Origin of the sequence: Hymenobacter amundsenii, assembly GCF_002204745.1 — a bacterium.
GTDB classification, from domain to species: Bacteria; Bacteroidota; Bacteroidia; order Cytophagales; family Hymenobacteraceae; genus Hymenobacter; species Hymenobacter amundsenii.
Map to the genome: position 1 here is coordinate 1 of NZ_NIRR01000014.1, position 21,602 is coordinate 21,602.

The window sequence follows — 21,602 nt, forward strand, 5'->3', positions numbered from 1 at the left end:
AGCAGGTCACGGGCCAAAAGGTAGAGGTGGCGTATGTAGATCAGGGCTACACGGGCGAAGACGCCGCGTACGCCGCAGCCGTGCATGACATTGACTTACAGGTAATTGCTAAGCCAGCAGGCCAGACCGGCTTTGTGCTGCTGCCCCGCCGCTGGGTGGTCGAGCGCAGCTTCGGCTGGGCCGCTCGTTTCCGACGCCTGGCCCGCGACTACGAACGCCTAGCCCTGACCATGCAGCAATTTCACTTCCTGGCCTTTGCGACACTCTTGCTGGCAAAAGGCGTTTTCCGAGCCACTAGTCCATAACAGGCTCTAGTGACTACTGCCGTTTCCGCTGAAGCCCGCCGAAGAAAACGTCGCGGGTCGCAGAGTCCTTCTTGAACAGCGCGGCGACCCGCGGCCCCCTGTTCTATGCTCCTCCACCGGAAAACCCTTAGCTTAAAGGCTCCCACCAAAGAAGCCTCTCATGCTAGGATTGATGATGAACGAGCCCCTGCGCATCGCGGGGCTGCTGGAACACGCCGAGAAGTGGCACGCCGATACCGAGATCGTGAGCCGCTTGCCCGAGGGCCTCATTCACCGCTACACCTACGTCGATTTGGGCCGCCGCAGCCGGCAGTTGGCCAATGCTCTGGCTCGCCTGGGAATTGCCAACGGCGACCGGGTAGGTACGCTGGCCTGGAATACCCACCGCCACCTGGAACTCTACTACGCCGTGTCGGGCTCGGGGGCGGTGTGCCACACCATTAACCCGCGCCTGTTTCCCGAGCAGATTGTTTACATCATTGGCCACGCCCAGGACCGGGCCGTGTTCTTCGACCTTACCTTTCTGCCCCTGGTGGAAAAGCTGGCGGCGCACTGCCCCGGCGTAGAAGCCTGGGTGCTGATGAGCGACCGGGCCCACATGCCCGAAAGCACTGCCCTTCCCAACCTGCACTGCTACGAAGACCTGGTAGCCGCCGAAAACGCCGACTACCAGTGGCCGGTGTTCGATGAGAACACGGCCTCCTCGCTCTGCTACACCTCCGGTACTACCGCCGAGCCAAAGGGCGTACTCTACTCCCACCGCTCCACGCTGCTGCACAGTTTCGCCGCCGCGCTGCCCGACTGCTTCAACTGCTCATCCCAGGACGTAATTCTGCCCGTCGTGCCCATGTTCCACGTCAACGCCTGGGGCATTCCGTACCTAGCGCCCATGCTGGGCTGCAAACTGGTGCTGCCCGGGCCGGGCCTGGATGCGGCCAGCCTCTACGAGCTGTTCGAGCAGGAAGGCGTGACGTTCTCGGCCGGGGTGCCTACCATCTGGCTCGGGTTGCTAACATTCATGCGCGAGAAGCAGCTGCAGTTTAGCACTCTGCGCCAGACGGTGGTGGGTGGCGCGGCCTGCCCGCCGGCCTTGTTCAGGGCGTTTGACAAGGAGCTGAACGTACAGATTCGCCACGCCTGGGGCATGACGGAAACCTCGCCCCTGGGCACCGTCTGCACCCTTAAGCCCCAGCAGCTGAGCCTGAGCTCAGAAGAGCAGTTCGCCCTCAAGACCAAGCAGGGCCGGGTTATTTTTGGGGTTGATATGAAGATCGTGGACGGCGAAGGGCGGGCACTACCCCACGATGGGGTGGCCTTCGGCGACCTGCTCGTGCGCGGCCCCTGGGTGGTGGCAGAGTACTTTGGGGCCGACGCGCCCGGCGACCTAACCGCCGACGGCTGGTTCGGCACCGGCGATGTAGCCACCATCGACCCGGCCGGCTTCATGCAAATCACCGACCGCTCGAAGGACGTTATCAAGTCGGGTGGGGAGTGGATTTCGAGCATCGAGCTGGAAAACCTGGCCGTGGGCCACCCGGCCGTGGCCGAAGCCGCCGTTATTGGCCTGCCCCACCCCAAATGGAGCGAGCGGCCATTGCTGGTAATTGTGCGCCGGGCCGGCCACGAGGTCAGCGCCGACGAGCTGCTGGCGTTCTACGAGGGCAAAATAGCCAAGTGGTGGACGCCCGAAGCTGTGGAATTCGTGGACGAATTGCCCCATACGGCTACCGGCAAGCTGCTTAAAACCAAAATTCGCCAGACGTTCGCGGGGTATGCCTGGGGAGACTGAAATGAGGGATTAAGCATCATGCCATCCCGAGCAGCACGAAGGCCCTACGGAGAAGCTAATCGATAGAAGTTAGCTTCTCCGTAGGGCCTTCGTGCTGCTCGGGATGGCAGCCTTTTCACCAACCTCCTACTGCTCTGCTCCGGGGGTCTGGTTTTTCATCTTCTCGGCAATGGCTTGCTGCAACTCGGGCAAGTGCTCCTGCATGCGGCGCTGCCCGATTTCCATGCCAGCAACGGTTAGCTGCGGTAGTTGCTCGATGGTTTTGCGGCCGATGGGAGTCAGGTAGAACTTCGTTAATTCCTTAAGTTCCTTTTCGGTGAAGGCGCTGGCGTAGAGCTCCACCATCTCGTTTTTGAGAGCGGCCCAACTCATGTATTTGGTGAGGTAGGCGCGCATTTCGGGCTCCACGGACTTCATACCGGGGTTCTGCTCGATTTGCCCGGCTAGCATCCGATCCACGGTCAGCGTCAGGTTCTGCTCGGAGTTGGTCGCAGCCAGCAACGCCTCGGCCGCTTTGCGGTGCCCGGCCGAGAGCGGAACAGCAGTGGCAGTAGTAGCCGGAGCAGCAGCCGGAGTCGTTGTCGTCTGGGCCGAAGCCGGGGGTAGGGCCAGCACCACGGCAGCGGCCAGCAGCAGAAAGAGTCGTTTCATCCGGCAGAGGTACGAAATATTGCTGTTTTTCGGCCCGCTGACACCGTCTGCCTCCAACCCAATCATCCCAGGAACCGCCTACAAAATCCGTGAACCGAAAGACAGCGGAGTTAAATTCATTGAAATCCGCGCCAATCCGTAGTCAGACTTTGACAATGATATTGCGCCGGTACATCAGCCAGAGCACCGCGTACCAGATCAGTACGCAGGCCAGCGCCCCGGCAAACGACGCGTTGATGGGACTGAGCCACGACGCGAACAGCCGCTCGTAGAGCCAGTTTTTGGCCGGGGTTTCGCCCGAGGCAGTAGGCACCATCAACATATTCAGCCAGCGCGCAATAACGCCCGAGAGAAAGAACACGGTGATGGCATTTACGCCGTACACGGTGCCGAAACGAGTGATCCAGCCGCGCCAACCCTGCACGTCGCAGAGCCAGTAGAGCGCCGCCAGCGTGGCACCGGCCAGCCCGCCGGTGTAGAGCACGTAGGAACTGGTCCAGAGGCTTTTGTTGATGGGAAACCACAGGTTCCAGACGAGGCCCAGCCCGATGGCCGCCCCGCTGGCCAGCAGCAGCCACACCACCCGGCTGGCCGCATCGGGCCGGGGCCGGCGCAGCCACTGGCCCGCCAGCAGCCCCAGCAACCCGGTCCCGATGGCCGGCAGGGTGCCCAGCAGGCCCTCGGGGTCCCAGGTTTTGCTTTGCACCCAGAGGTGATTTTCGCCCAGCACCGTGCGGTCGAGCCAGGCGCCGAGGTTGGTGGCGGGCTCCAGGTTGGCCGGGCCGAAACCGGGCACGGGCACCAGTTGCAGCAGCACATTATAACCAACCAGCAGCGCCGCCAATAGCCCCAGCTGGGTGCGCCAGCCCGTTTTCACGAACACTACCCCGCAGGCCAGAAATACCAGCGCAATGCGCGGTAACACGCCCAGCACCCGCAGGTGAGCAAAGTCGAACTTAGGCTGCAGCGCCATCAACAGCCCCAACCCAAACAGCACCGCTGCCCGGCGCGCCACCCGCCCCAGCAGGGCCGCATGGCGCGCGGGGTCTCGCTTCGCCGAGCCCAGGGCATACGTGATGCTCACGCCCACGATGAACAGGAAAAACGGAAAAATCAGGTCGGTGGGCGTGCAGCCGTGCCATTCGGCGTGCTCCAGGGGCGCATAGATGTGGCCCCAGTCGCCGGGGTTGTTCACCAGAATCATGGCTGCTACCGTGAGGCCCCGAAACACGTCGAGGCTGATGAGGCGGCCGGGCTGGGATGCTTCGGCCAGCGGCACCGCGCCAGTGGTTTCGAGGGCAGCCTGAGTAGTTTTCTGCATCACTATTAGCTGGTGTAGCTGGATGAACGAAAGCAAGGGCTAAGCCGGGATTAATTAGCCGGGTCGGCGGGGGTGTTGCTGTTGTTTTCGCGCTCGACCCGTGGGTAGGGATAGAAATTGCGGTTACGTTCAGCCCCCGATTGGCCTGGGCCAGGCCGCCCGAAGCGCCGACTGTCGCTGAGCCGGAAACCCTGGAAAGCCAGCTCCACGGAGCGGTTGCGCAGGATTTCGAGTAGCACGGCGTCGGCCGTCAGCGGGCCGGCGTAGGCGGGCAGGTCGGCACCGAGGCCAAAGGGGTCGGCGGCCGGCTGCTTGGTGAGCACCTTGTTAAGCTCCGTCACGGCGTTGGCCACTTCTCCTTTGCGGGCGTAGGCTTCGGCCCTGATCAGCAGCATTTCGCCGGGCACGTATACCGGAATGGGGGCTCCGTTGGCCGTGTAAAAGCCCAGGCCGCGGTTCTGGGTAGCCGTGGGGGCAGCCCGTACCAGAAACGGTATTCGCTTGTCGGCCGTGTTGGGAGCCAGCGCCCCGCTCAGGCCCAGGCTCGTGTTGGTGGGCTCGAAAATATTGCGGTTGCCAAACACTACGTCATACAATGGGTTGCGGGCGTTGTCGTCGAAGTTGAACACCGACTTGCTACTCAAATTCACCCGGCCAGCGGCAGCCAGGGCCTTATCATAGTCGCCCAGTTCGAGGCTGTAGCGGGCAATGAGGGCTTGGATAGTGTTGGCCAGATCGATGCCAGGAATAATTCGGCTGGTAAAGGCGGCCGATACGGGCGTGGCCGCCAGCTGGGTGGCCGCCGCTTCGAGCTGGGTAACGGCACTACGCAAGGCCTCCTGCCGGGGCACGAAGGCGGCATTGTCGCCCGTTACCAGCGGGGTCTGCTCGAAAAACTGGGTAATGGTGCCCAGGGCCAGGCCCCGGAAAATGCTGGCATAGGCCACGATGCCGCTCCGGGTGCCCGGATCAACGGCATTGGTGGCGTTGGCCAGAATCAGGTCGGCGTTGGCCCGCACCAGCTGCGACTGGGTCCAGAGGTTGCGCACTACGGCGTTGTCGTTCACTACGCTGGCGCCGCCCGTGCTTACGTTGAACTCGTCGATGTTGCCCACGTTGAGCACCGTTAACTCACGGGTGCTCAGGCCGCCCGCGGCCACTTTATTGTAGAGCACGCTCACGAGGCCGCCGGTAGTGTAGCGGGCCTGCAGGCCGTTGCTGAGCAGAATCAGGCCATCGGCTGAGCTCACCGCCTGGTCTTGGCTGACGGTGCTAGGGTTGAGGTATTCCTGGTCGCAGCTGCCGAGCCCGAGGCTAGCGGCGGCGAAAAACAGCAGTATCTTTTTCATGGGAAGCGAAGGCTAGAAGGTGGCCGCGAGGCGAATCTGATAGGAGCGCGGAATAGGCACGTTGCCGAAATCGACGGCCCGCAGCAGGTCCGACGAGCCGCCGGCGCTGGTTTCGGGGTCGAAGCCGTTGTATTTATCCCACGAGTAGAGGTTGCGCCCGATCAGCGACAAATCGAGGGCGCTGATGTACTTCGTGAACGTGGGTAAACCGTAGCTCAGGCCCAGCTCGCGCAGCTTGACGAACGAGCCGTCATCAATGCGGAACTGCTGGGTGTTGTAGATGGAGAAAATGTAGCCCCGGGGAATCTCACCCCGCAACTCCTGCTCGGCCAAGTCGCCCAGGCCCACGCCCTGGCGGGTGCGCTTGTCAGCATTAAACACGTCTACGCCCTGTACCGCATCAAACAGCACCCGCAAACTCAGCTTCTTGTAGGTGAGGCTGGTGCTGGCCGAGCCGGTCCAGTCGGGGTTGGGGTTGCCGATAATGGTTTGGGCCACGGCCGTGCCGGGGGCGTAGCTGGGCTGGCCATCGGACCCGCGGGCGGGCACGTAGCTCACCGAGCCCACGGCCTGGTTGCTGGTGCGCTCATCCTGCGGGAAACCCTGGGGCGTGAGCAGCAGCGAGCCATCGGGGTTGCGGGCATAGGTTGAGCCGTAGAATACGCCCGCCGGCTGGCCCTGAAGCAGATACACCGGGGCTCCGGCCGAGTTGGCGATGGTAATGGCTTGGGCGTTGCCGTCGGAGCCAGGCAAACTCAGCACCTTGTTGCGGTTGCGACTGAACACCAGCGACACATCCCAGGTAAAGTCGGTGGTGCGCACTGGCGTCCCGGTCAGCAACACTTCCAGGCCCTTGTTTTCCATGGTGCCCACGTTGTTCACAATCGAGGAGCCACCAGTGGTGGGGGCCAAGTTGCGGCGCACCACTAAGTCGGTAATTTTCTGGCGATACACCGTGACGCTCAGGCCCAGCCGGTCGCTCAGGAAACCCAGGTCGGCCCCGCCTTCGAGCTCACTTAGGCGTTCGGGCCGCACGTTGGGGTTGGCCAGGGTGGTACCCGGCACCAGGGCATTGCGCGGAAACGTGACCGGGCTGAACTGGTAGAACCGGTCATAGGGGCCGATGCCGTTCAGGTTGCCGGCATCGCCGTAGCTGGCCCGCAGTTTCAGCGAGTTGAAGGCCGTGGCAAAGCCCGCGTTCTTCCACACGTCGATATCCGATACGACTAATGAGCCGCTTACTTTAGGGTAGTACTGATTGGTTTCGGAGCTGGAGAACCGCGACGACCGGTCGCGGCGGATGGCGCCGGTCAGGAAGGCCAGGTTGCGGTAGCCGATGGTGGCCTGCCCGTAGTAACCGCTCAAATCGGAGCGGTCGAGTGAGTAGTCGGCCGTGACGGTGCTGGCCGCCGCGCCCCGGATGGTGGTGATGAACGGAGCCAAGTTCTGGCCCTGCTGGGCGGCCAGGCTGTTGCGCCGGAACTGGTAGCTGTAGCCGGCCCGTAGATTCAGCTTGAAATCCTCCGAGAAATCATACTCGTAGCCGAGGTTGATGTCGGAGTTGAGGTTGATTTCGGTGTTGTTGGCGTCGGAAGCAAAGCCGTTGGGATAACGCGCCGCCGGCAGGCCGGCCTGGGCCTGGTACGGATAGGGCCGGATGTAGCCCTGCCCCACCTGCGAGTAGGCATCAACGCCCAGAATGTAATCGAGCGAGAAGTTCTTGAACGGGGTCAGGTTCACCTGAACGTCGGAGATGGTGCGGTTGGTTTGCTGGGTGAACTGCATGTCCTCGATGGTCGAGAGCGGATTGACGCGGGTGGGCTCGACGGCCAGCAGGTTGCCGTTGGCATCGCGCCGGGTGATATCGTAGATGTTGTTGGTGATGTTGATGGCGTTGATGGGGCTGTAGAAAACGTTGCCGTTAGCCTTCTCGCTGGCCGAACTGTTGATGTAGCTCACCCCGGCCGAAATCTTGGCCCAGTTGGTCAGGCGCTGGTCTACCCGGGCTCGCAGGTTGTAGCGCTTGAAGTTGGTGTCCTTGATAATGCCCTCGTTATTGAGGTAGCCCGCCGACACGAAGTACTGCGTCCGTTCGGAGCCGCCCGAAATCGACACCCCATTATCGGTACCGTAGGCGGTGCGGAATATCTCCTTGAAGTAGTCGTAGCGCTGCACATCCACGAGGTTGCTGGCCAGCTGGGTCGTGGTGCCGGCTCGCGTAATCGGGATGGTCGTGGTGCCAGGGTTGGCCGTCGTCTGCGCCGCCGATACGCCCGCAATCGGGTACAGCCGCAGCCCCTCGAAGCCAAACTGCTTGCCGTAGGTGTTCACCGGCACCGACTTGCGCAGCTCGTTAAGCTGAAAACTGGTATAGGCCGACACCCGCGGGGCACCCGACTTCCCGCGCTTGGTGGTAATAATAACAACGCCGTTGGAGGCCCGCGACCCGTATATGGCGGCAGCAGCGGCCCCATTCAGCACGTTCAGGCTCTCGATATCGTTGGGGTTGACGTCGGCCAAGCGGTTCTGGCCGGGGTTGGCCACGCCCACATCGTTGCTCAGCGCCAGCTGCGACACGTTGGTGCTCTGGTTGCTCACAATTACCCCGTCAATCACATAGAGCGGGTCGGAGGAACCTGATAGCGAGGTAATACCGCGCAGCTTGATGGACATGGAGCCCGAGGGGTCGCCCGAGTTCTGGGTTACCTGGGCCCCGGCAATCTTGCCCTGCAAAGCGTTGAGCACCTGGCCGGTACCCGTTTTCTGCAGCTCGGCGCCGTCGATGGTGGTAATGGCGTTGCCCAGCTCCCGCCGGTTCACGCTCACCGTCGAACCAATAACCACCACATTGTCGAGCGACTGGCTAGCCGAGTTGAGCGTGACGTTGGTAACCACCGCGGCGCTGGTGCCGAGCGTAATGGCGCGCGTTTCGGTTTTGAAGCCAATGGCCGACAGCGTGAGCCGGTATGGACCAGGGGGCTGGCTGACGGCCAACTGGTAGTTGCCCTCGGCGTCGGTGGCGGTGCCGAGGGTGGTGCCGGCCAGCAGCACCGTTACGCCCGGCAGGGGCTGGCCCCGCTCGTCGGTTACCCGGCCCTGCAACGCGTACGGCTGGCTGGCCTGGGCCCGGGCCGCCACCAATGGCAACGTGGCCAGCCCACCGAGCAGCAGCAGCCGCCCGGGCAAGAAGTAGTGTTTGAGCATAGGAGTGGGAATTGGGAGTGGACGAAGAACGGGAGGCTCCGGCACTGTAAACCGGCGGTACCTCCCGACCAATATAAGATTTTGCCCGATGGTCCGGCTTTTCCTTCCTGCAGTTGTCAGCCGCCCAAACCTGGGTTGCGCCACCCTCATAGCGCCACGGCTCAGAAATGCCACTCCACAAACGCCTCGATGCCCTCGTACTCGGGTAGGCCAAGTTGGTCGTAGAGGCGGGCGGTGGTGCGGTTGCGGGCCTCGGCGCGCTGCCAGAACTCGCGCTGGTCGGCCCCCGGAAACAGGGGGCGGTCCTTCTGGCTTTGGTGCTTGAAAATGGCCCGGCGCTTGCGCGTGAGCTCCTGAGGGCTTAGCGGTACAGCCATTTCAATCTGGTCGATGTCCCACTCCTGCCAGGCCCCGCGGTAGAGCCACACCCGGCAGTCGGCCAGCCAGTCGGCCCCTTGCGTGCGCAGCTGCGCTACCGCCTGCATGATGGCGGCCAGGCACACGCGGTGGGTGCCGTGGGGGTCGCTCAGGTCGCCGGCCGCGAAAATCTGGTGAGGCCGCAGCTTCTCCAGCAGTTCCACCGTCAAGCGGATATCCTCCTCGCCCAGGGGTTTTTTGCGCACCCGGCCGGTTTCGTAGAAGGGCAGCTCCTGGAAGTGGGCGCGGATGTCGGGGTCGAGGCCGGCGTAGCGCAGGGCGCTCTTGGCCTCCCCACGCCGGATGAGGCCCTTGATCTGCTGGACTTCCGCCGAATCGACCTGACCGGGCTGCTTGGTTTTGAGGAAGTCGGCCACCCGCTGGTAGAGATTTTCGGCGGGCTGGTCATCGAACCGAAACAGCTCATCATAATCGGCCACGAACTCGGCGAAGCGCACAACTTCCTCATCGAACACGGCAATGTTGCCCGAGGTCTGGTAGGCCACGTGCACTTCGTGGCCCTGGTCGACGAGGCGCAGCAGGGTGCCGCCCATCGAAATCACGTCGTCGTCGGGGTGGGGCGAGAAGATAAGCACCCGCTTGGGGAAGGGCGCGGCCCGCTCGGGGCGGAAAGTGTCGTCGGCGTTGGGCTTGCCGCCGGGCCAGCCGGTAATGGTATGTTGGAGCTCGTTGAAAACCCGGATATTGATGGCGTAAGCCTGCCCTTCCGATTCGGCCAATAGTTCCGAGAGGCCATTTTCGTTGTAGTCTTCGTCGAGCAGCTTGAGGATAGGCTTTTCTACCAGCCGGGCCAGCCAGGTTACGGCCTTGCGCACGAGGGCCGGCTGCTGCCAGTCGCAGGTTTCGCCGGCCAGCCAGGGCGTTTTGCGGGGGCTGAGCTCGGCGGCGGCGGCCTCGTCGAGCACCACTTGCACGGCCGGGTGGTGCTGCAGGTAGGTAGCCGGCACGGTGTCGGTGGGCTCGCCTTCCACCAGGCGTTTCACCACGGCGGCCTTGCCTTCGCCCCAGGCCAGCAGCACCACGTGGCGGGCTTCGAGAATAGTACCCACGCCCATCGTGAGGGCCCGGCGGGGCACGTTTTCCTCGCCGTAAAAATCAGAGGCTGCATCGGTGCGCGTGATGTGGTCGAGGGTGATGAGGCGGGTGCGCGAGCCGGCCCCCGAACCGGGCTCGTTGAAGCCGATGTGGCCCGTGCGCCCGATGCCCAGCAGTTGCCAGTCGATGCCCCCAGCGGCCACTATCTGCGCCTCGTAGTCGCGGCAGTAGTCAGCTACCTGTTCAGGCAGCACGGTACCATCGGGAATGTGGATGTTTTCGGGGCGGATATCCACGTGGTCGAACAGGTACTCGTGCATGAAGCGCACATAGCTCTGCAGCGAGTCGGGGGCCATGGGGTAGTACTCGTCGAGGTTGAAGCTGACGACGTTCTGAAAGCTAAGCCCCTCCTGCTGGTGCAGGCGCACGAGCTCCTCGTACACGCGGGTCGGCGACGAGCCGGTGGCCAGCCCCAGCACGGCCATCCGGCCCGCGGCGGCCCGCTCGCGGATGAAGTCGGCCAACTCGCGGGCCACCTGCGCGGAGGCCAGTTCGGAGTCGGGGAAAATGCGGACGGGGACGCGGGGGGCGGCAGTGGGCATGGCGCGGAGTAAGTGGTGGAAGAACCGTCGGCGACGGCCCGGGAAATTTGGCATTTTGCGGCCAGCATTCAAAAGTGAATTTGTACCGCAGCCAGCCCCAGACTTCAAGACAAGTTTATCAACGTTTTTTCGTAGTATGCAGCCCCGTTTTTTCTGTTGGTGTCGGCCCGCGAAATCTGGCCACGTCGGGCCATATACATTCTCTCTGTTACGCACCAGCGCCCTTTCACCACGCTGCCGGCCAGCATAAAGGCCACTACGCCGCACCAACCAGCAGATTCTGTTCTCTCCTACCCTTTTATTTTTCTTATGAAAAAAATCTACTGGTCATGGCCGGTGCTGGGCATGCTGCTCGCCCCGGTAAGCCGGGCTCAGGCCCAGGCACCGCAACTCCGCCCCATTACGGGCGTCGTAACGGCGGCCGTCGACCGCTCGCCGCTGCCCGGCGTAACGGTGCTCGTGAAGGGTACCACCAACGGCGCTACCACCGACAGCGAGGGCCGCTACTCGTTGCAGGCGGCTCCGGGCAGTACGCTCAGCTTTAGTTTCATAGGCTTCACCACCCAAGAGCGGGCAATCGGCGACGACAGCACGATCGATATCATTCTGAAAGAGAATACCACGGCCCTCAACGACGTGGTGATTACCGGCTACAACATTGCCCAGGACCGCCGCGATTTGGTGACGGCGGTGCAGGAAGTGAAGGCCAAGGACATTATCGATTCGCGGCAGACCAACGTGGTGAACGCCCTGCAGGGCAAAGTGGCGGGCGTCAACATCACGTCGTCGGGTGGGGCGCCGGGCGAGGGTTCGGCCATCGTTATCCGGGGCGGCACCTCGCTCGATGGCGACAACCAACCGCTGTTCGTGATTGACGGCATGATCATGGACAACTCCTCGTTTCAGGAGAGCACGGCTCCGGGCGGGGGCTCGCAGTTCAACGGGCTGCTGGGCCGCTCGGTGGGCACGCCCAACCGCGCCGGCGACCTCAACCCCGAGGACATTGCCAGCATTACGGTGCTGAAGGGCGCCAGCGCCGCGGCCCTCTACGGGCTGCGCGCCGCCAACGGAGCCATTGTCATCACGACCAAAAAAGGCACCGCCGGCCGCACCACGCTCAACTACCGCACCCAGGTTTCGGTGGATGAGGTGAACCGCCTACCCAAACTTCAGCACGAGTACCAGCAGGGCTCGGGCGGAGTGTTCGATGCCACCACCCGCAACTCCTGGGGGCCGCGCTTCGGGGCCGGCCAGGCCCAGTACGACAACCTGGGCAATTTCTTCGACAAGGGCTACACCTACCAGAACTTCCTGAACATGTCGGGCGGCTCGGAGAAAGCCACCTTCTTCGTGTCGGCCTCGCGGCTCGACCAGAGCGGCGTAACGCCCGAAAACAAGTACGACAAAACCACGGTGCGCCTTTCCGGCAACGCCCAACTATCAACCAAGTTCAACGTCACGGGCTCGGCCCAGTACCTGAACTCGGGCGGGCGGCGCACGTTGCAGGGCCCGGGTTTGCTGACCACGGCCGGCAGCTCGTCGGGCGGATTTTTGCTGAGCCTGCTCAACTGGCCCCGCAACGACGACGCCCGCAACTACCTGAATGCCGACGGCACCCGCCGCCGCCTGCTGCCGCCCAACAACGGCATCGACGCCGACGCCGACAACCCCTACTGGTCGGCCATCTACAACCCCCAAACCGACCGCACGAACCGCTTTCTGGGCAACACCCAGCTCAGCTTCAAGGTGCTACCCTTCCTGACGTTGAGCCACAACATCGGGACGGACATTTCCAATACCCACTCGACTTCGGTGCGGGCCGTGGGCACCTCGCAGGCCAGCAACCAGAACGGCGGCATTGCCGAAACCGTGGACCTGAACCGCCTCATTACGGCGACCACCCTGGCCTCCATGGAGCACACGTTCAGCCCCGCCTTACGCGGTTCGCTGATTTTGGGCAACACCATTGAGCAGAGCCGCGACGAAGCGGTGGACTACACGGGCCTGATTTTTCAGAACCCGACCTTTATCAGCATCAACAACACGGTGAACCGCAACGCCCTGCAACGGATAAGCACGCGCCGGCTGGTGGGCAATTTTGCCCGCCTGAGCGTGTCGGTGCTGGAGCAGGTGACGCTGGAGTTGCAGGGCCGCTACGATAAGTCGTCGACGCTGCCGCGGCCCGATGAAGGCAAAGTGTTTGGTAAGGGCTTCGGCTACGGCTCGGTGGCGGCTGGCTACGAGTTTACCCGCACGCTGGGCCTCGACCAAAGCAACATTCTGAACTACGGCAAAATCCGGGCGTCGGTGGCCGAAGTGGGCCGCGACACGGGCCCCTACCGGGTGCTCTCGCCGCTCACGAGCAACACCTACATCGGGGGGGGCTTCCGCAACGACTTCTTCGGCTCGAACCCAATTCTGAAGCCCGAGCGCACCCGCTCTTACGAGGCGGGCATCAACCTGCAGTTCCTCAAAAACCGCCTCGGCCTCGATGTCAACTACTATTTCTCGCGCACCAAAGACCAGCTGATTGCGCCCCGCGTGAGCCAGGCCACGGGCTTTATTCTGCAGTACATCAACGGCGGCGTGGTCACCAACGAAGGCCAGGAAATTACGCTCAACGGCACGCCGGTTCGCACCGCCTCGGGCTTTACCTGGGACGTGCTGGCTAACTTCTACCACAACACCAACCGCACCGAGTCGCTGCCCTCGCCGCTCACGGTGGTGTTCCAGTCGGATGCCTTTATTACCGCCGTACACCAGGGCGGCGCCTTCTTGGGCCGGCCCATTACGGGCATCGGGGCCTATGATTTTCAGCGCGTAACCGACCGCAACAGCGCCGATTTTGGCAAGCTGCTCATCAACCCCACCACCGGCTACCCCATTCCGGGCAACACGTTTATGTACGCCGGCAACCGCGCCCCGCGCTTCACCACCCAACTCACCAACACGTTCACCTACAAAGCCCTTTCGCTGAGTGCGCTGCTCGATTTCCGGGTGGGCGGCAAGGTGGTGAATGGCAACGACCTGTACGCCACCAACGTCGGTACCGGCATCCGGACCGCCGACCGCTACAAGCAGGTGGTGTTTGATGGGGTGACGGCCAACACCGACGGCACCTACACGCCCAACGCCCGCCCCGTCGAGCTGACTCAAGGCTACTACCAGACCATTCTGGCCGCGGTGGGCACGCCGTTCATTGAGGATGCTTCCTGGAGCCGCCTGCGCTACCTCACGCTCAGCTACAGCCTGCCGGCCTCGCTGCTGGAGCGCACCCACGTACTCAAAGGCCTGGAGCTCAGCGTAACCGGCCGCAACCTCGTGCTGCTAACCAACTACAGCGGCGCCGACCCCGAAACGGCGGCGGCTGGCTCGGGCGTGCGTGGCGGCGGCTCCAACGGCTTCGACTACGGCAACGTGCCCGCCACCCGCGGCGTGGACATGGGCCTGCGCGTGACTTTCTAGGTCGCCTTTCTTACTTCTTCCCGACTTTCTGTTATGAAAAAATATCTTTTGTTTCTTGGGCTGCTCGCGGGCGGAACCGGGGCACTGAGCTCCTGCGAGAGTTTTCTCGACGTCAACGACAACCCCAACAACCCCTCGGAGGCTACGCCCAACTTCCTGCTGCCCAGCATCATCAGCAACGGCATCCAGACCCAGATGTTCACGAGCCTGCGCACGCCCTACATCGAGCAGTATATCGTGAGCCGCACCGTTAACAGCGGCGGCAACGACCAGTACCGCTTCACCAATGCCCAGAGCACCAACACGTTCAACTACTCCTACTTTCAGTCGGGCGGCAACATTCCGCCCATGATCAAGGCGGCCCAGGCCGAGGGCTCGGTGTACTACGTGGGCGCGGGCAAAATCATGCAGGCCCTGATTCTGGCCCACCTCACCGATATGATGGGCGACGTGCCCTACTCGGAGGCCTACCAGGGCGGCGCCAACTACAAGCCCAAGTACGACTCGCAGGAGCAGCTCTACGCCACCATCAACCAGCTGCTCGACGAGGGCATTGCCGAGATGAGCAAGGACCCCAGCCAGAACACGCGAGCCTTTTACAGCACCTCGCCCAGCGAGAGTGGTGATATTCTCTACAAAGGCGACACCGGCAAATGGATCCGGCTGGCCAATTCGCTTAAGGCCCGGCAGCTCAACCACCTCACCAAAAAGGCCAGCTACGACCCCGCTGCCGTGCTGGCCCTGGTAGACAAGGGCTTTAAAGCCACCGCCGATGACGCCCAACTGCAGTTCCAGACGGCCGTAGCCCCGCTCTCGAACACCACTAACATCTTCGGCACCACCCGCGCCAACTTCGGCGGGGCCACGTTCTCGAACAACATCATCCAGTACCTGAACGGCACCACGTTTGCGGGCGTCACGGACCCGCGCTTCGGTATTATGGCGCCTACTACCAGCACGGGCGCGGCCCCCGGCGCGGGCACGCCTACCGGCACCAACCTTACGCCGGGCACGACCATCACCGATTTCTACGCCAGCTGGTACGCCCGCGACCTGGGTTACTTCGAGGTCATCACCTACCACGAGCTCAAGTTTATTGAGGCCGAAGCCGCTTTCCGGGCCGGCAACAAAACCCGCGCCCTGACGGCCTACAAAGAAGGCATTCGGGCGCACATGGCCAAAATTGGAGTGGGCGGCACGTTTGCTTCGCCAGCCGTTACGTTCCCCGTCATCACGCCGGCCCAGATTACGGCCTACTTGGCCAGCGCGGCCGTGGCCCAGACGCCGGAGCAGCTTTCCGCGCCCGGCAACCCGGCGCTGCCCCGGGCCATTATGGAGCAGAAGTACATTGCCATGTTCCTGAATCCGGAATCGTGGTCGGATCTGCGACGCTACGATTTCAGCCCGGCTGTGTACGTGAACTTCCAGTACCCTACCGGCACAAGCGTGAACCCGGCCCTATCGGCCAACCCCGACCCGGCGCTGCGCTTCCCGCGCCGCCTGCTGCCCGGCGCCACCGAAACCCTCTACAACCCCGAGGAGGTTGCTCGCATGTTTGCCGAAGCCGGGGCCACCACCAACGACGACTACGTAGGCAAGCCGCTGTGGTGGGACCGGCCCTGAGCCAACGGCTTGCTAGCATCTTTCTTCTGGCTATTTTTCCTGAAATTCCCTATGATTCTGACCACCTTTATTCGGGCGACGGCCCGGCTCCTGCCCGCCCTGGGCGGCCTGTTGCTGCTGAGCAGCTGCGACAAGGAGCTTGATACGTACTACACCGAAACCGGGGCGCAGTATCCTACCTTCACGGCCAACGCCCTGGGCACGGCCAGCAAGTACGCTACCGGCGAAATCGTGCAGTTCGAGCTGCGCTTTGCCCAGCAGACCGACCCGATCCGGGAAATCCGCATTCTGCAAAAAATAGAGCCCGCCCGCGACTCGGTGTTGGTGCAGACTATTGCCTACAAACCGGCCTTCTCGCGCATCCGGCAGTCGGATACGTTGGTGGTGAATTACACGGTGCCGGCCGGGGCCAACAAGGCCAATGTGCGGGTTGATGCCGTGGTGGTGAGCACCAACGGGCAGACCAAAACCCGCAACTTCAGCTTCCGCCTTGCTGAGCCCGACCCGACCATCCGCCTGAATGCGGCCACCAACGTCACGGCCCCCGCCGGGGCCACGCCCGTGCCCGGCGACGTAGTACGCTTCCCGGTGGTACTCAACGAAGGCAGCATCACGTCGGCCTCGGCCATCACCTCAGCCGGCATTCTGCGCAAAGACCTCGACAGCCTGATTACCTACGTGAAGGTGGGCACGGCCGCCGAGCGGCGTTTTGCCCGCCAGCGCGTGCCGGTGGCTGGTACCCAGAGCGGGGCCGCCACCACTGTAAACGTCGATTTAACGCTACCCGCCGGCAGCAGCGGCCAGCCCGTGGTGTTCCGATTCGAGGCCAAAACCCGCTACCAGGACCGCATCCCGCCGCTGGCCCCCAGCATCCGGATGGCCACGGTAACGGCCCCCGCCATCACGCCCGGTACGCCCACGGCCCTGGCCACGGCCCGCGCCGTCACGCTCACCTACACCGGCCCCACCGGCGGCGACCTGGCCGCCTTCGACCTGACGACCTTTACTACCGTGCCGGCTGCCGGCCCGGCTACCAGTAAGGACGTGGCCATCACCAGTACCGCCACCAACACAGTGCGCCTCCAGACGTTGAACACCAGCCGGTTCGTGGCCTCCACGGCAGCGGCCTACAACGCGGCCACGCTCAACAGCATCCGCCAGAGTTACCTCACGGCCGCCAGTTCGGCCCAGCTTACCACCCTCGATAACGTGGCCGTGGGCAGCGTCTACATCATCCGCCTGCGGGGCCTCGATCAGTACGCCATATTCACCGTCACGGGCCTCAACCGCACTTCCGCTACCGATGTAGTGGTGACGCTGGCCGTGAAGGCGCTGTAGTTGTGTTAGCTGTTAGCTAAAGAACGTCATCCAGAGCGAAGCGAAGAATCTCGCATGCTGTCATTGAAGATTACTTCAACGATTAGCACGCGAGATTCTTCGCTTCGCTCTGAATGACGTTCCTTTTTTATGCTGATTATCGGCTACCTGACCGCTAGCCTTCCTGCTTACCGTCCCCCGAACAACCGCTCGAAGAAGCCTTTACGCTTCTTGGTCTTGGTTTTCACCTTGACTTTGGTGGGAGCCTGGGCGGCGGCGGGGCGAGTGGCGGCCGGGCGGGTAGCGGACCGGGCCGCTGCTACCGGAGCCGGTTCGGCAGCAGCAGCCGGAACCGGGGCGGCTGGGGTTGTAGGAGCCGGCATAGGTTCTGGCTCTGACGGGGCTTGGGCCACGATGATTTCGGCGGCGCGGCCGGTGGTGCGCACCCAAACTGGGCGGCTCTCGTTGTGCAGGCGGTCGAAGGCGGTCAGGTAGTAGGCGTAGGCTTCGCCGGGCGGCCGGTGGTATCAGTAAAGGCCAGGCCGTAACCTGCGCGGGGACGCACTAGGGCTAGCAGGTTGCGCGGGTCGTCGGGGCGGGGCGTTTGCTCGGGCGTGAAGCGGTAGAGGGCATAGTAGGCCGCCTGGTCGCCATCGGGGGCGGGCGGGGCGGGCTGCCAGGTGAGTACATTGGCCGACCGGGTGGCGGTGAGCGTGAGGCGCTGGGGTGGCAGCGGCGGCACGGCATCGAGCCAGGGCATCACGGGCACCAGGGCCGGGTAGCGGAACTCGTGCTGGCGCAGCGAATCGGTGGTGTGCAGGGCGTTGGCCATCAACGATTTCGAGCTAAAGAACACGCTGCCCTGAATTTCGGCTGGGAACGTACGGTTCAGGCGCACCTGCCGGGGCAGCTCGCGGGGGTTGCGCCAGATGGTATCGGAGCGGGTGTTTTCGAGCATCCGATAAGCGCCCTGCCCGATATATACGTGGCGGTTGTTGGCGTTGCGGGCCCACCATTCTACCAGCACCGGGTAACGGGCCACTTTGAAGCCGGTGCTCCAATACAGCTGCGGCAGCACATAATCGACCCAGCCCTGGCGGGTCCATTCCAGCGCATCGGCGTACAGGCCATCGTAGCCCTCGAAGGCGCGGGTGTCGGAGCCGTTGGGGTCGGTGTTCTGGTTGCGCCACACGCCGAAAGGCGAGATGCCGAACTTCACCCAGCGCTTGGCCTGCCGGATCGAGTCGTGCAGGTCGCGGATGAGCAGGTTCACGTTCTGGCGCCGCCAGTCGGCCAGTTTCAGGCCATCGGGGTTGTAGCGGGCGTAGGCCTCCTCGTCATGGATCACCTGCCTGGCCTCCGGATAGGGGTAAAAATAATCGTCGAAATGCACCCCGTCGATGTCGTAACGGCTCACCACATCCAGAATGACGCGGTTGATGTACTGGCGCACTTCGGGCAGGCCGGGGTTATACAGCAGCTTGCCACCGAAGCGGATAAACCACTCGGGGTGGCGGCGGTAGGGATGGCTGGCCGCCAGCCGACGGCTGAGCGTGTCCATCGTGGCCCGGTAGGGGTTGAACCAGGCATGAAACTCCATACCCCGGTCGTGGGCTTCCTCAATGAGAAATGGCAGCGGGTCGTAGTAAGGCGTGGGGGCCTGGCCTTGGGTGCCGGTCAGCCACTTGCTCCAGGGCTCCAGTTCGCTCTTATAAAAGGCGTCGGAGGCGGGCCGCACCTGCACAAATACCGCGTTGATACCGCTGCGCTGGTGGTTATCGAGCATCCGGCGGTACTCGCGGCGCTGCTGCTCGGGGCTCAGGTTGCGGCTGCTGGGCCAGTCGATATTCTCGACCGTGGCAATCCAGACGCCCCGCAGCTCCCGCTTGGGTGGCGCTTCCCCCGATTGAGCCCAGGCTGCTTGCAGCCCCATCAGCAACCCCAGTAATACTCCTACCCAGCGGCCGGCAGCCAGCACTCGCACCATCAGAAACGCAACTAAAAACGAAAAGCGAGGGCAAGTTACGGAATCGGGGCGGGGAGCCCAAACAGGGCGGCTCAAGGCCGCTCAGGGCCGGACCGGCGAAGCGCGGCGGCTGCGGCGGCTGGCCCGGGCCAGTTCCTGCTCGTACACGGCCTGTCCCAGCTCCCGCAGAAACGGCAGGCCCACCGTGTCGTATTCATACTGGTCGTCGTTGAGCACGCCATTGGCATTCACATACACCACCGCGCTAAGCAGGAACTCGACCCCCGCGGCCTCGTTGGTGAGGTAGGCGTTATCAATCAGAAAGCCGTAGGCCTGCCCAATTTTATTGTAGCTGCGCACACCGGCCGGCAGTTGGCCTGCCCCGCCCGCGAGCAAAAACTTGGCGTAGGCGCCGGGGTAAGCGACCGGGTCGTAGCGCGGAAAATTACTCTGGCCGGGGGGAAGCCACAGGTACTGGCGCAGAAAGGCGTAGTCGGCGGGGCGGAGCGCCCCAAAACGCTGGCGGCGGGGCACGGCTGCCGGAAACAGGATAGCCCGCAGTACCCGCTGCTGATCGGAGAGCGGGAAGGCGTTTTTAGCGCTGAAGTCGAGGGGCTCCGCCACGCGTTGTCCGCCGGCCAGATGGGCCCGCCCCAGGCGGTAGCCAGTGGCCCGCAACCGGGGCAGCGGACCAGCATTAAAGGCGGCCGGCTGGTGGTAGAACGGCTCCCGGGCTGTGGTATCGGCGAAAAAAGCAAAAGGATTGGTGTGGCGGGAAGCCGGCTCGGCGTCGCCCACCGCCAGCCGGTGGATGATGCGGGTACGGCCCAGCCCATGTTGGCGCAGTTGATCGTTGAGCGGGCCTTGGCCCACGAATTCGTAGAGGCGGTTGAAGGCATCATTATCGCTCACCAGCAACACCTTGCGGATATAATTACCGATGGTTGGCTGCCGCAGCGGAGCACTGCGGTCCACTAGCACCGGCGTCTGGCCGGCGAAGGCCGAGTCGATGCGCAGGGGTGTTTCGCGGGTCAGCGAATCGGGGCCGGCCGGGCGCAGGCCCCGGAGCTTGGCCAACGCTACTACCGCCGTAGGCAGCTTCACGGTGCTGGCCGGATAGAAGTACTCACGCGGCCGAAGCCGGTAGCCATAGCGCCGGAAGTGGGGCCGCCCCCGGGCGTCGCGCCGGATGCGGGTATAGAGGATCTGTACGCGGTAGGCGTCGGGGTGCCGGAGCACGGACCCAAACCGGGCCGAATCGGTGCGCAACAGCCGTTTAAGGGGGTTGCCGGGGCCGTCCCAGTGCTTGGCCCGACTCTGGGCCCGCCCCGGTAATGCGCCACCTAAGGCCAGCAGGAAAACAAGCCGAAATAGGGACCAACGCTTCATAACCAGTTCGAACACGAACACCAAGGTAATACCCGCCTATTCCGAATCCACCTTATCCTAACTCCTCAAACGAAATATCCAGCGGGCTAAAATCGGCCCAGCGCTGGTGGGCATAGTGCCACCACTCGCCGGGATAATTAGCAAAGCCCTGCTGCTTCATGGCGGCCAGCAGCATGCTGCGGTTGAAGAGCACGTGGGCGGGGAGCTGGCCGTAGCCGGAGTGAGTAGCGGGCTGGTACTCGTGGAAATCGGTAGGTAGCGGCAGCGGGCGTTGGCTGGCCAGTTCGATCAAGCCTACGCCTACGGCGCAACCCCGCGTATGGGGCAAATGGCTCCAGGGCGGGTCTACCAGCTTATCGGGCGGGCACATGAGCTCGGTGGTGAGGCTGTAAGGATGGTAGGCATCATACAGGCACAGCCCGAGGCCCCAGCCGCTGAGCGTTGCCTGCACGCGCTGTAAAGCTTCGGCCACGGGGCGGCGCAACAGGGCCCGCGCCCGGGCATAAAGGGGGCGGCCCAGCAACGTTTGGGCGGTAGCAAAGCGTAGATCAAGCACCAGGCCCGGAATCAGCTTGGCCACATCGAGCATTTCTCCCTCTGCGTTGCCGAGTAAGTATCGGCGATATTCGGCGGCAGAAGTTGTGATGGAAAATGCGGAGGGTTCGGCGGCCATAATCAATGATGAAGCTCAACCATTGGCTCAGCAACGGACCCGAGGACGTACGCGAAACGGAGGAAATGGTTATTGAAACAGGCTCATAACAAACCGCCCAGCCACTTGTTGGCCGGGCGGTTTAATTGGGGTAGAGCGAAAGTTATTCGGCCTTTTTGTCGGAGCGGGATGATTCGGGGTTCGTCGGGCCACCTTCCAGGCCGTTGGTCTGGTCGCTGTCGCCGTAGCCACCCCGGATGCCCGAGCCGTCGCCCATGTGTTCCTGGGTGCTTTCCGGAATTGCTGCTTCAGGGTTGCTACCGGCCTGCTCGGCCGAATCGGTTTGCTGGGCGGCCGAGGCCGCGCCATCGGCAACGAGGGCAGCCGCGCCGGCGTTCTTATCTTTCTCAGGAGAGTTATTCATGGAGTAGAGATTTGAGGAAAAGAAGCCGGTCCTACCCGCATTCGTGTAAAATACGGACACGCGCAGGGCCGG

The 21,602-nt window shown here is 63.2% G+C and carries 15 protein-coding genes; 5 read left to right on the top strand and 10 right to left on the bottom strand.

Annotated elements, in window-relative coordinates; genetic code table 11:
* Together CDA63_RS09975 and CDA63_RS09980 are read left to right on the top strand one after the other, a co-directional pair.
* Positions 1–305: transposase (locus CDA63_RS09975; RefSeq protein ID WP_165768254.1), on the top strand; the 305-nt coding region annotated here is incomplete at its 5' end.
* A gap of 160 nt (positions 306–465) precedes the next feature.
* The gene (locus tag CDA63_RS09980) at positions 466–2,094 is read left to right on the top strand and encodes a 3-(methylthio)propionyl-CoA ligase (RefSeq protein WP_165768255.1); all 1,629 of its coding nucleotides are present in this window, start codon (positions 466–468) and stop codon (positions 2,092–2,094) included.
* A 126-nt stretch (positions 2,095–2,220) separates the two neighbouring features.
* Here the strand turns inward: CDA63_RS09980 and CDA63_RS09985 are convergent, their stop codons facing one another.
* From CDA63_RS09985 to nagB, 5 genes are all read right to left on the bottom strand, one after another.
* Positions 2,221–2,745 carry a DUF2059 domain-containing protein gene (locus CDA63_RS09985; RefSeq protein ID WP_165768256.1) on the bottom strand — a complete coding sequence of 175 codons (525 nt, stop codon included), beginning with the start codon at positions 2,743–2,745 and terminating at the stop codon, positions 2,221–2,223.
* 142 nt (positions 2,746–2,887) lie between these two features.
* Positions 2,888–4,066, bottom strand: a complete 1,179-nt coding sequence (locus tag CDA63_RS09990) for an acyltransferase family protein (RefSeq protein ID WP_088464315.1) — start codon at positions 4,064–4,066, stop codon at positions 2,888–2,890.
* A 50-nt stretch (positions 4,067–4,116) separates the two neighbouring features.
* Complete coding sequence (locus CDA63_RS09995) at positions 4,117–5,415, bottom strand: RagB/SusD family nutrient uptake outer membrane protein (protein WP_088464316.1); 1,299 nt, start codon at positions 5,413–5,415, stop codon at positions 4,117–4,119.
* 12 nt (positions 5,416–5,427) lie between these two features.
* Positions 5,428–8,619 (bottom strand): SusC/RagA family TonB-linked outer membrane protein, encoded by a 3,192-nt coding sequence (locus tag CDA63_RS10000; protein ID WP_088464317.1) that lies wholly within the window; start codon positions 8,617–8,619, stop codon positions 5,428–5,430.
* A 161-nt stretch (positions 8,620–8,780) separates the two neighbouring features.
* A complete protein-coding gene (gene nagB, locus CDA63_RS10005) occupies positions 8,781–10,694 on the bottom strand; it encodes a glucosamine-6-phosphate deaminase (RefSeq protein ID WP_088464318.1) in 1,914 nt (637 codons plus the stop codon).
* Positions 10,695–11,003: 309 nt separating this feature from the next.
* Here nagB and CDA63_RS10010 point away from each other — a divergent pair, with 309 nt between their 5' ends.
* The 3 genes from CDA63_RS10010 to CDA63_RS10020 are packed head-to-tail and all read left to right on the top strand — an operon-like array spanning position 11,004 to position 17,120.
* Complete coding sequence (locus tag CDA63_RS10010; protein WP_088464319.1) at positions 11,004–14,159, top strand: SusC/RagA family TonB-linked outer membrane protein; 3,156 nt, start codon at positions 11,004–11,006, stop codon at positions 14,157–14,159.
* Between the two features lie 33 nt (positions 14,160–14,192).
* A complete protein-coding gene (locus tag CDA63_RS10015; RefSeq protein WP_088464320.1) occupies positions 14,193–15,782 on the top strand; it encodes a SusD/RagB family nutrient-binding outer membrane lipoprotein in 1,590 nt (529 codons plus the stop codon).
* A gap of 51 nt (positions 15,783–15,833) precedes the next feature.
* Positions 15,834–17,120: a hypothetical protein gene (locus CDA63_RS10020; protein WP_088464321.1), complete on the top strand. Its 1,287-nt coding sequence runs from the start codon at positions 15,834–15,836 to the stop codon at positions 17,118–17,120.
* Between the two features lie 167 nt (positions 17,121–17,287).
* Here the strand turns inward: CDA63_RS10020 and CDA63_RS21345 are convergent, their stop codons facing one another.
* The 5 genes from CDA63_RS21345 to CDA63_RS10040 all read right to left on the bottom strand — a co-directional run bounded on the left by CDA63_RS21345 (position 17,288) and on the right by CDA63_RS10040 (position 21,530).
* A complete protein-coding gene (locus CDA63_RS21345; protein ID WP_242434635.1) occupies positions 17,288–17,482 on the bottom strand; it encodes a hypothetical protein in 195 nt (64 codons plus the stop codon).
* Positions 17,483–17,586: 104 nt separating this feature from the next.
* On the bottom strand, positions 17,587–19,086 hold the full coding sequence (locus tag CDA63_RS10025) for a glycoside hydrolase family 10 protein (protein WP_242434636.1): 1,500 nt from the start codon (positions 19,084–19,086) through the stop codon (positions 17,587–17,589).
* Between the two features lie 81 nt (positions 19,087–19,167).
* Positions 19,168–20,454 carry a serine hydrolase gene (locus tag CDA63_RS10030; protein WP_126546807.1) on the bottom strand — a complete coding sequence of 429 codons (1,287 nt, stop codon included), beginning with the start codon at positions 20,452–20,454 and terminating at the stop codon, positions 19,168–19,170.
* Positions 20,455–20,506: 52 nt separating this feature from the next.
* Entirely contained in the window at positions 20,507–21,127 is a 621-nt protein-coding gene (locus tag CDA63_RS10035) for a M15 family metallopeptidase (protein ID WP_088464323.1), read from the bottom strand.
* A gap of 142 nt (positions 21,128–21,269) precedes the next feature.
* Positions 21,270–21,530 (bottom strand): hypothetical protein, encoded by a 261-nt coding sequence (locus tag CDA63_RS10040; RefSeq protein ID WP_088464324.1) that lies wholly within the window; start codon positions 21,528–21,530, stop codon positions 21,270–21,272.
* Positions 21,531–21,602 lie beyond the last annotated feature (72 nt).

Coding starts and splice junctions, on each gene's coding strand:
- CDA63_RS10015 (WP_088464320.1), top strand. CDS start 14,193: ATGAAAAAATATCTTTTGTTTCTTGGGCTGCTCGCGGGCGGAACCGGG.
- CDA63_RS10000 (WP_088464317.1), bottom strand. CDS start 8,619: ATGCTCAAACACTACTTCTTGCCCGGGCGGCTGCTGCTGCTCGGTGGG.
- CDA63_RS10010 (WP_088464319.1), top strand. CDS start 11,004: ATGAAAAAAATCTACTGGTCATGGCCGGTGCTGGGCATGCTGCTCGCC.
- CDA63_RS09980 (WP_165768255.1), top strand. CDS start 466: ATGCTAGGATTGATGATGAACGAGCCCCTGCGCATCGCGGGGCTGCTG.
- nagB (WP_088464318.1), bottom strand. CDS start 10,694: ATGCCCACTGCCGCCCCCCGCGTCCCCGTCCGCATTTTCCCCGACTCC.
- CDA63_RS10025 (WP_242434636.1), bottom strand. CDS start 19,086: ATGGTGCGAGTGCTGGCTGCCGGCCGCTGGGTAGGAGTATTACTGGGG.
- CDA63_RS10020 (WP_088464321.1), top strand. CDS start 15,834: ATGATTCTGACCACCTTTATTCGGGCGACGGCCCGGCTCCTGCCCGCC.
- CDA63_RS10030 (WP_126546807.1), bottom strand. CDS start 20,454: ATGAAGCGTTGGTCCCTATTTCGGCTTGTTTTCCTGCTGGCCTTAGGT.
- CDA63_RS10035 (WP_088464323.1), bottom strand. CDS start 21,127: ATGGCCGCCGAACCCTCCGCATTTTCCATCACAACTTCTGCCGCCGAA.
- CDA63_RS10040 (WP_088464324.1), bottom strand. CDS start 21,530: ATGAATAACTCTCCTGAGAAAGATAAGAACGCCGGCGCGGCTGCCCTC.
- CDA63_RS09990 (WP_088464315.1), bottom strand. CDS start 4,066: ATGCAGAAAACTACTCAGGCTGCCCTCGAAACCACTGGCGCGGTGCCG.
- CDA63_RS09995 (WP_088464316.1), bottom strand. CDS start 5,415: ATGAAAAAGATACTGCTGTTTTTCGCCGCCGCTAGCCTCGGGCTCGGC.
- CDA63_RS21345 (WP_242434635.1), bottom strand. CDS start 17,482: ATGCCGGCTCCTACAACCCCAGCCGCCCCGGTTCCGGCTGCTGCTGCC.
- CDA63_RS09985 (WP_165768256.1), bottom strand. CDS start 2,745: ATGAAACGACTCTTTCTGCTGCTGGCCGCTGCCGTGGTGCTGGCCCTA.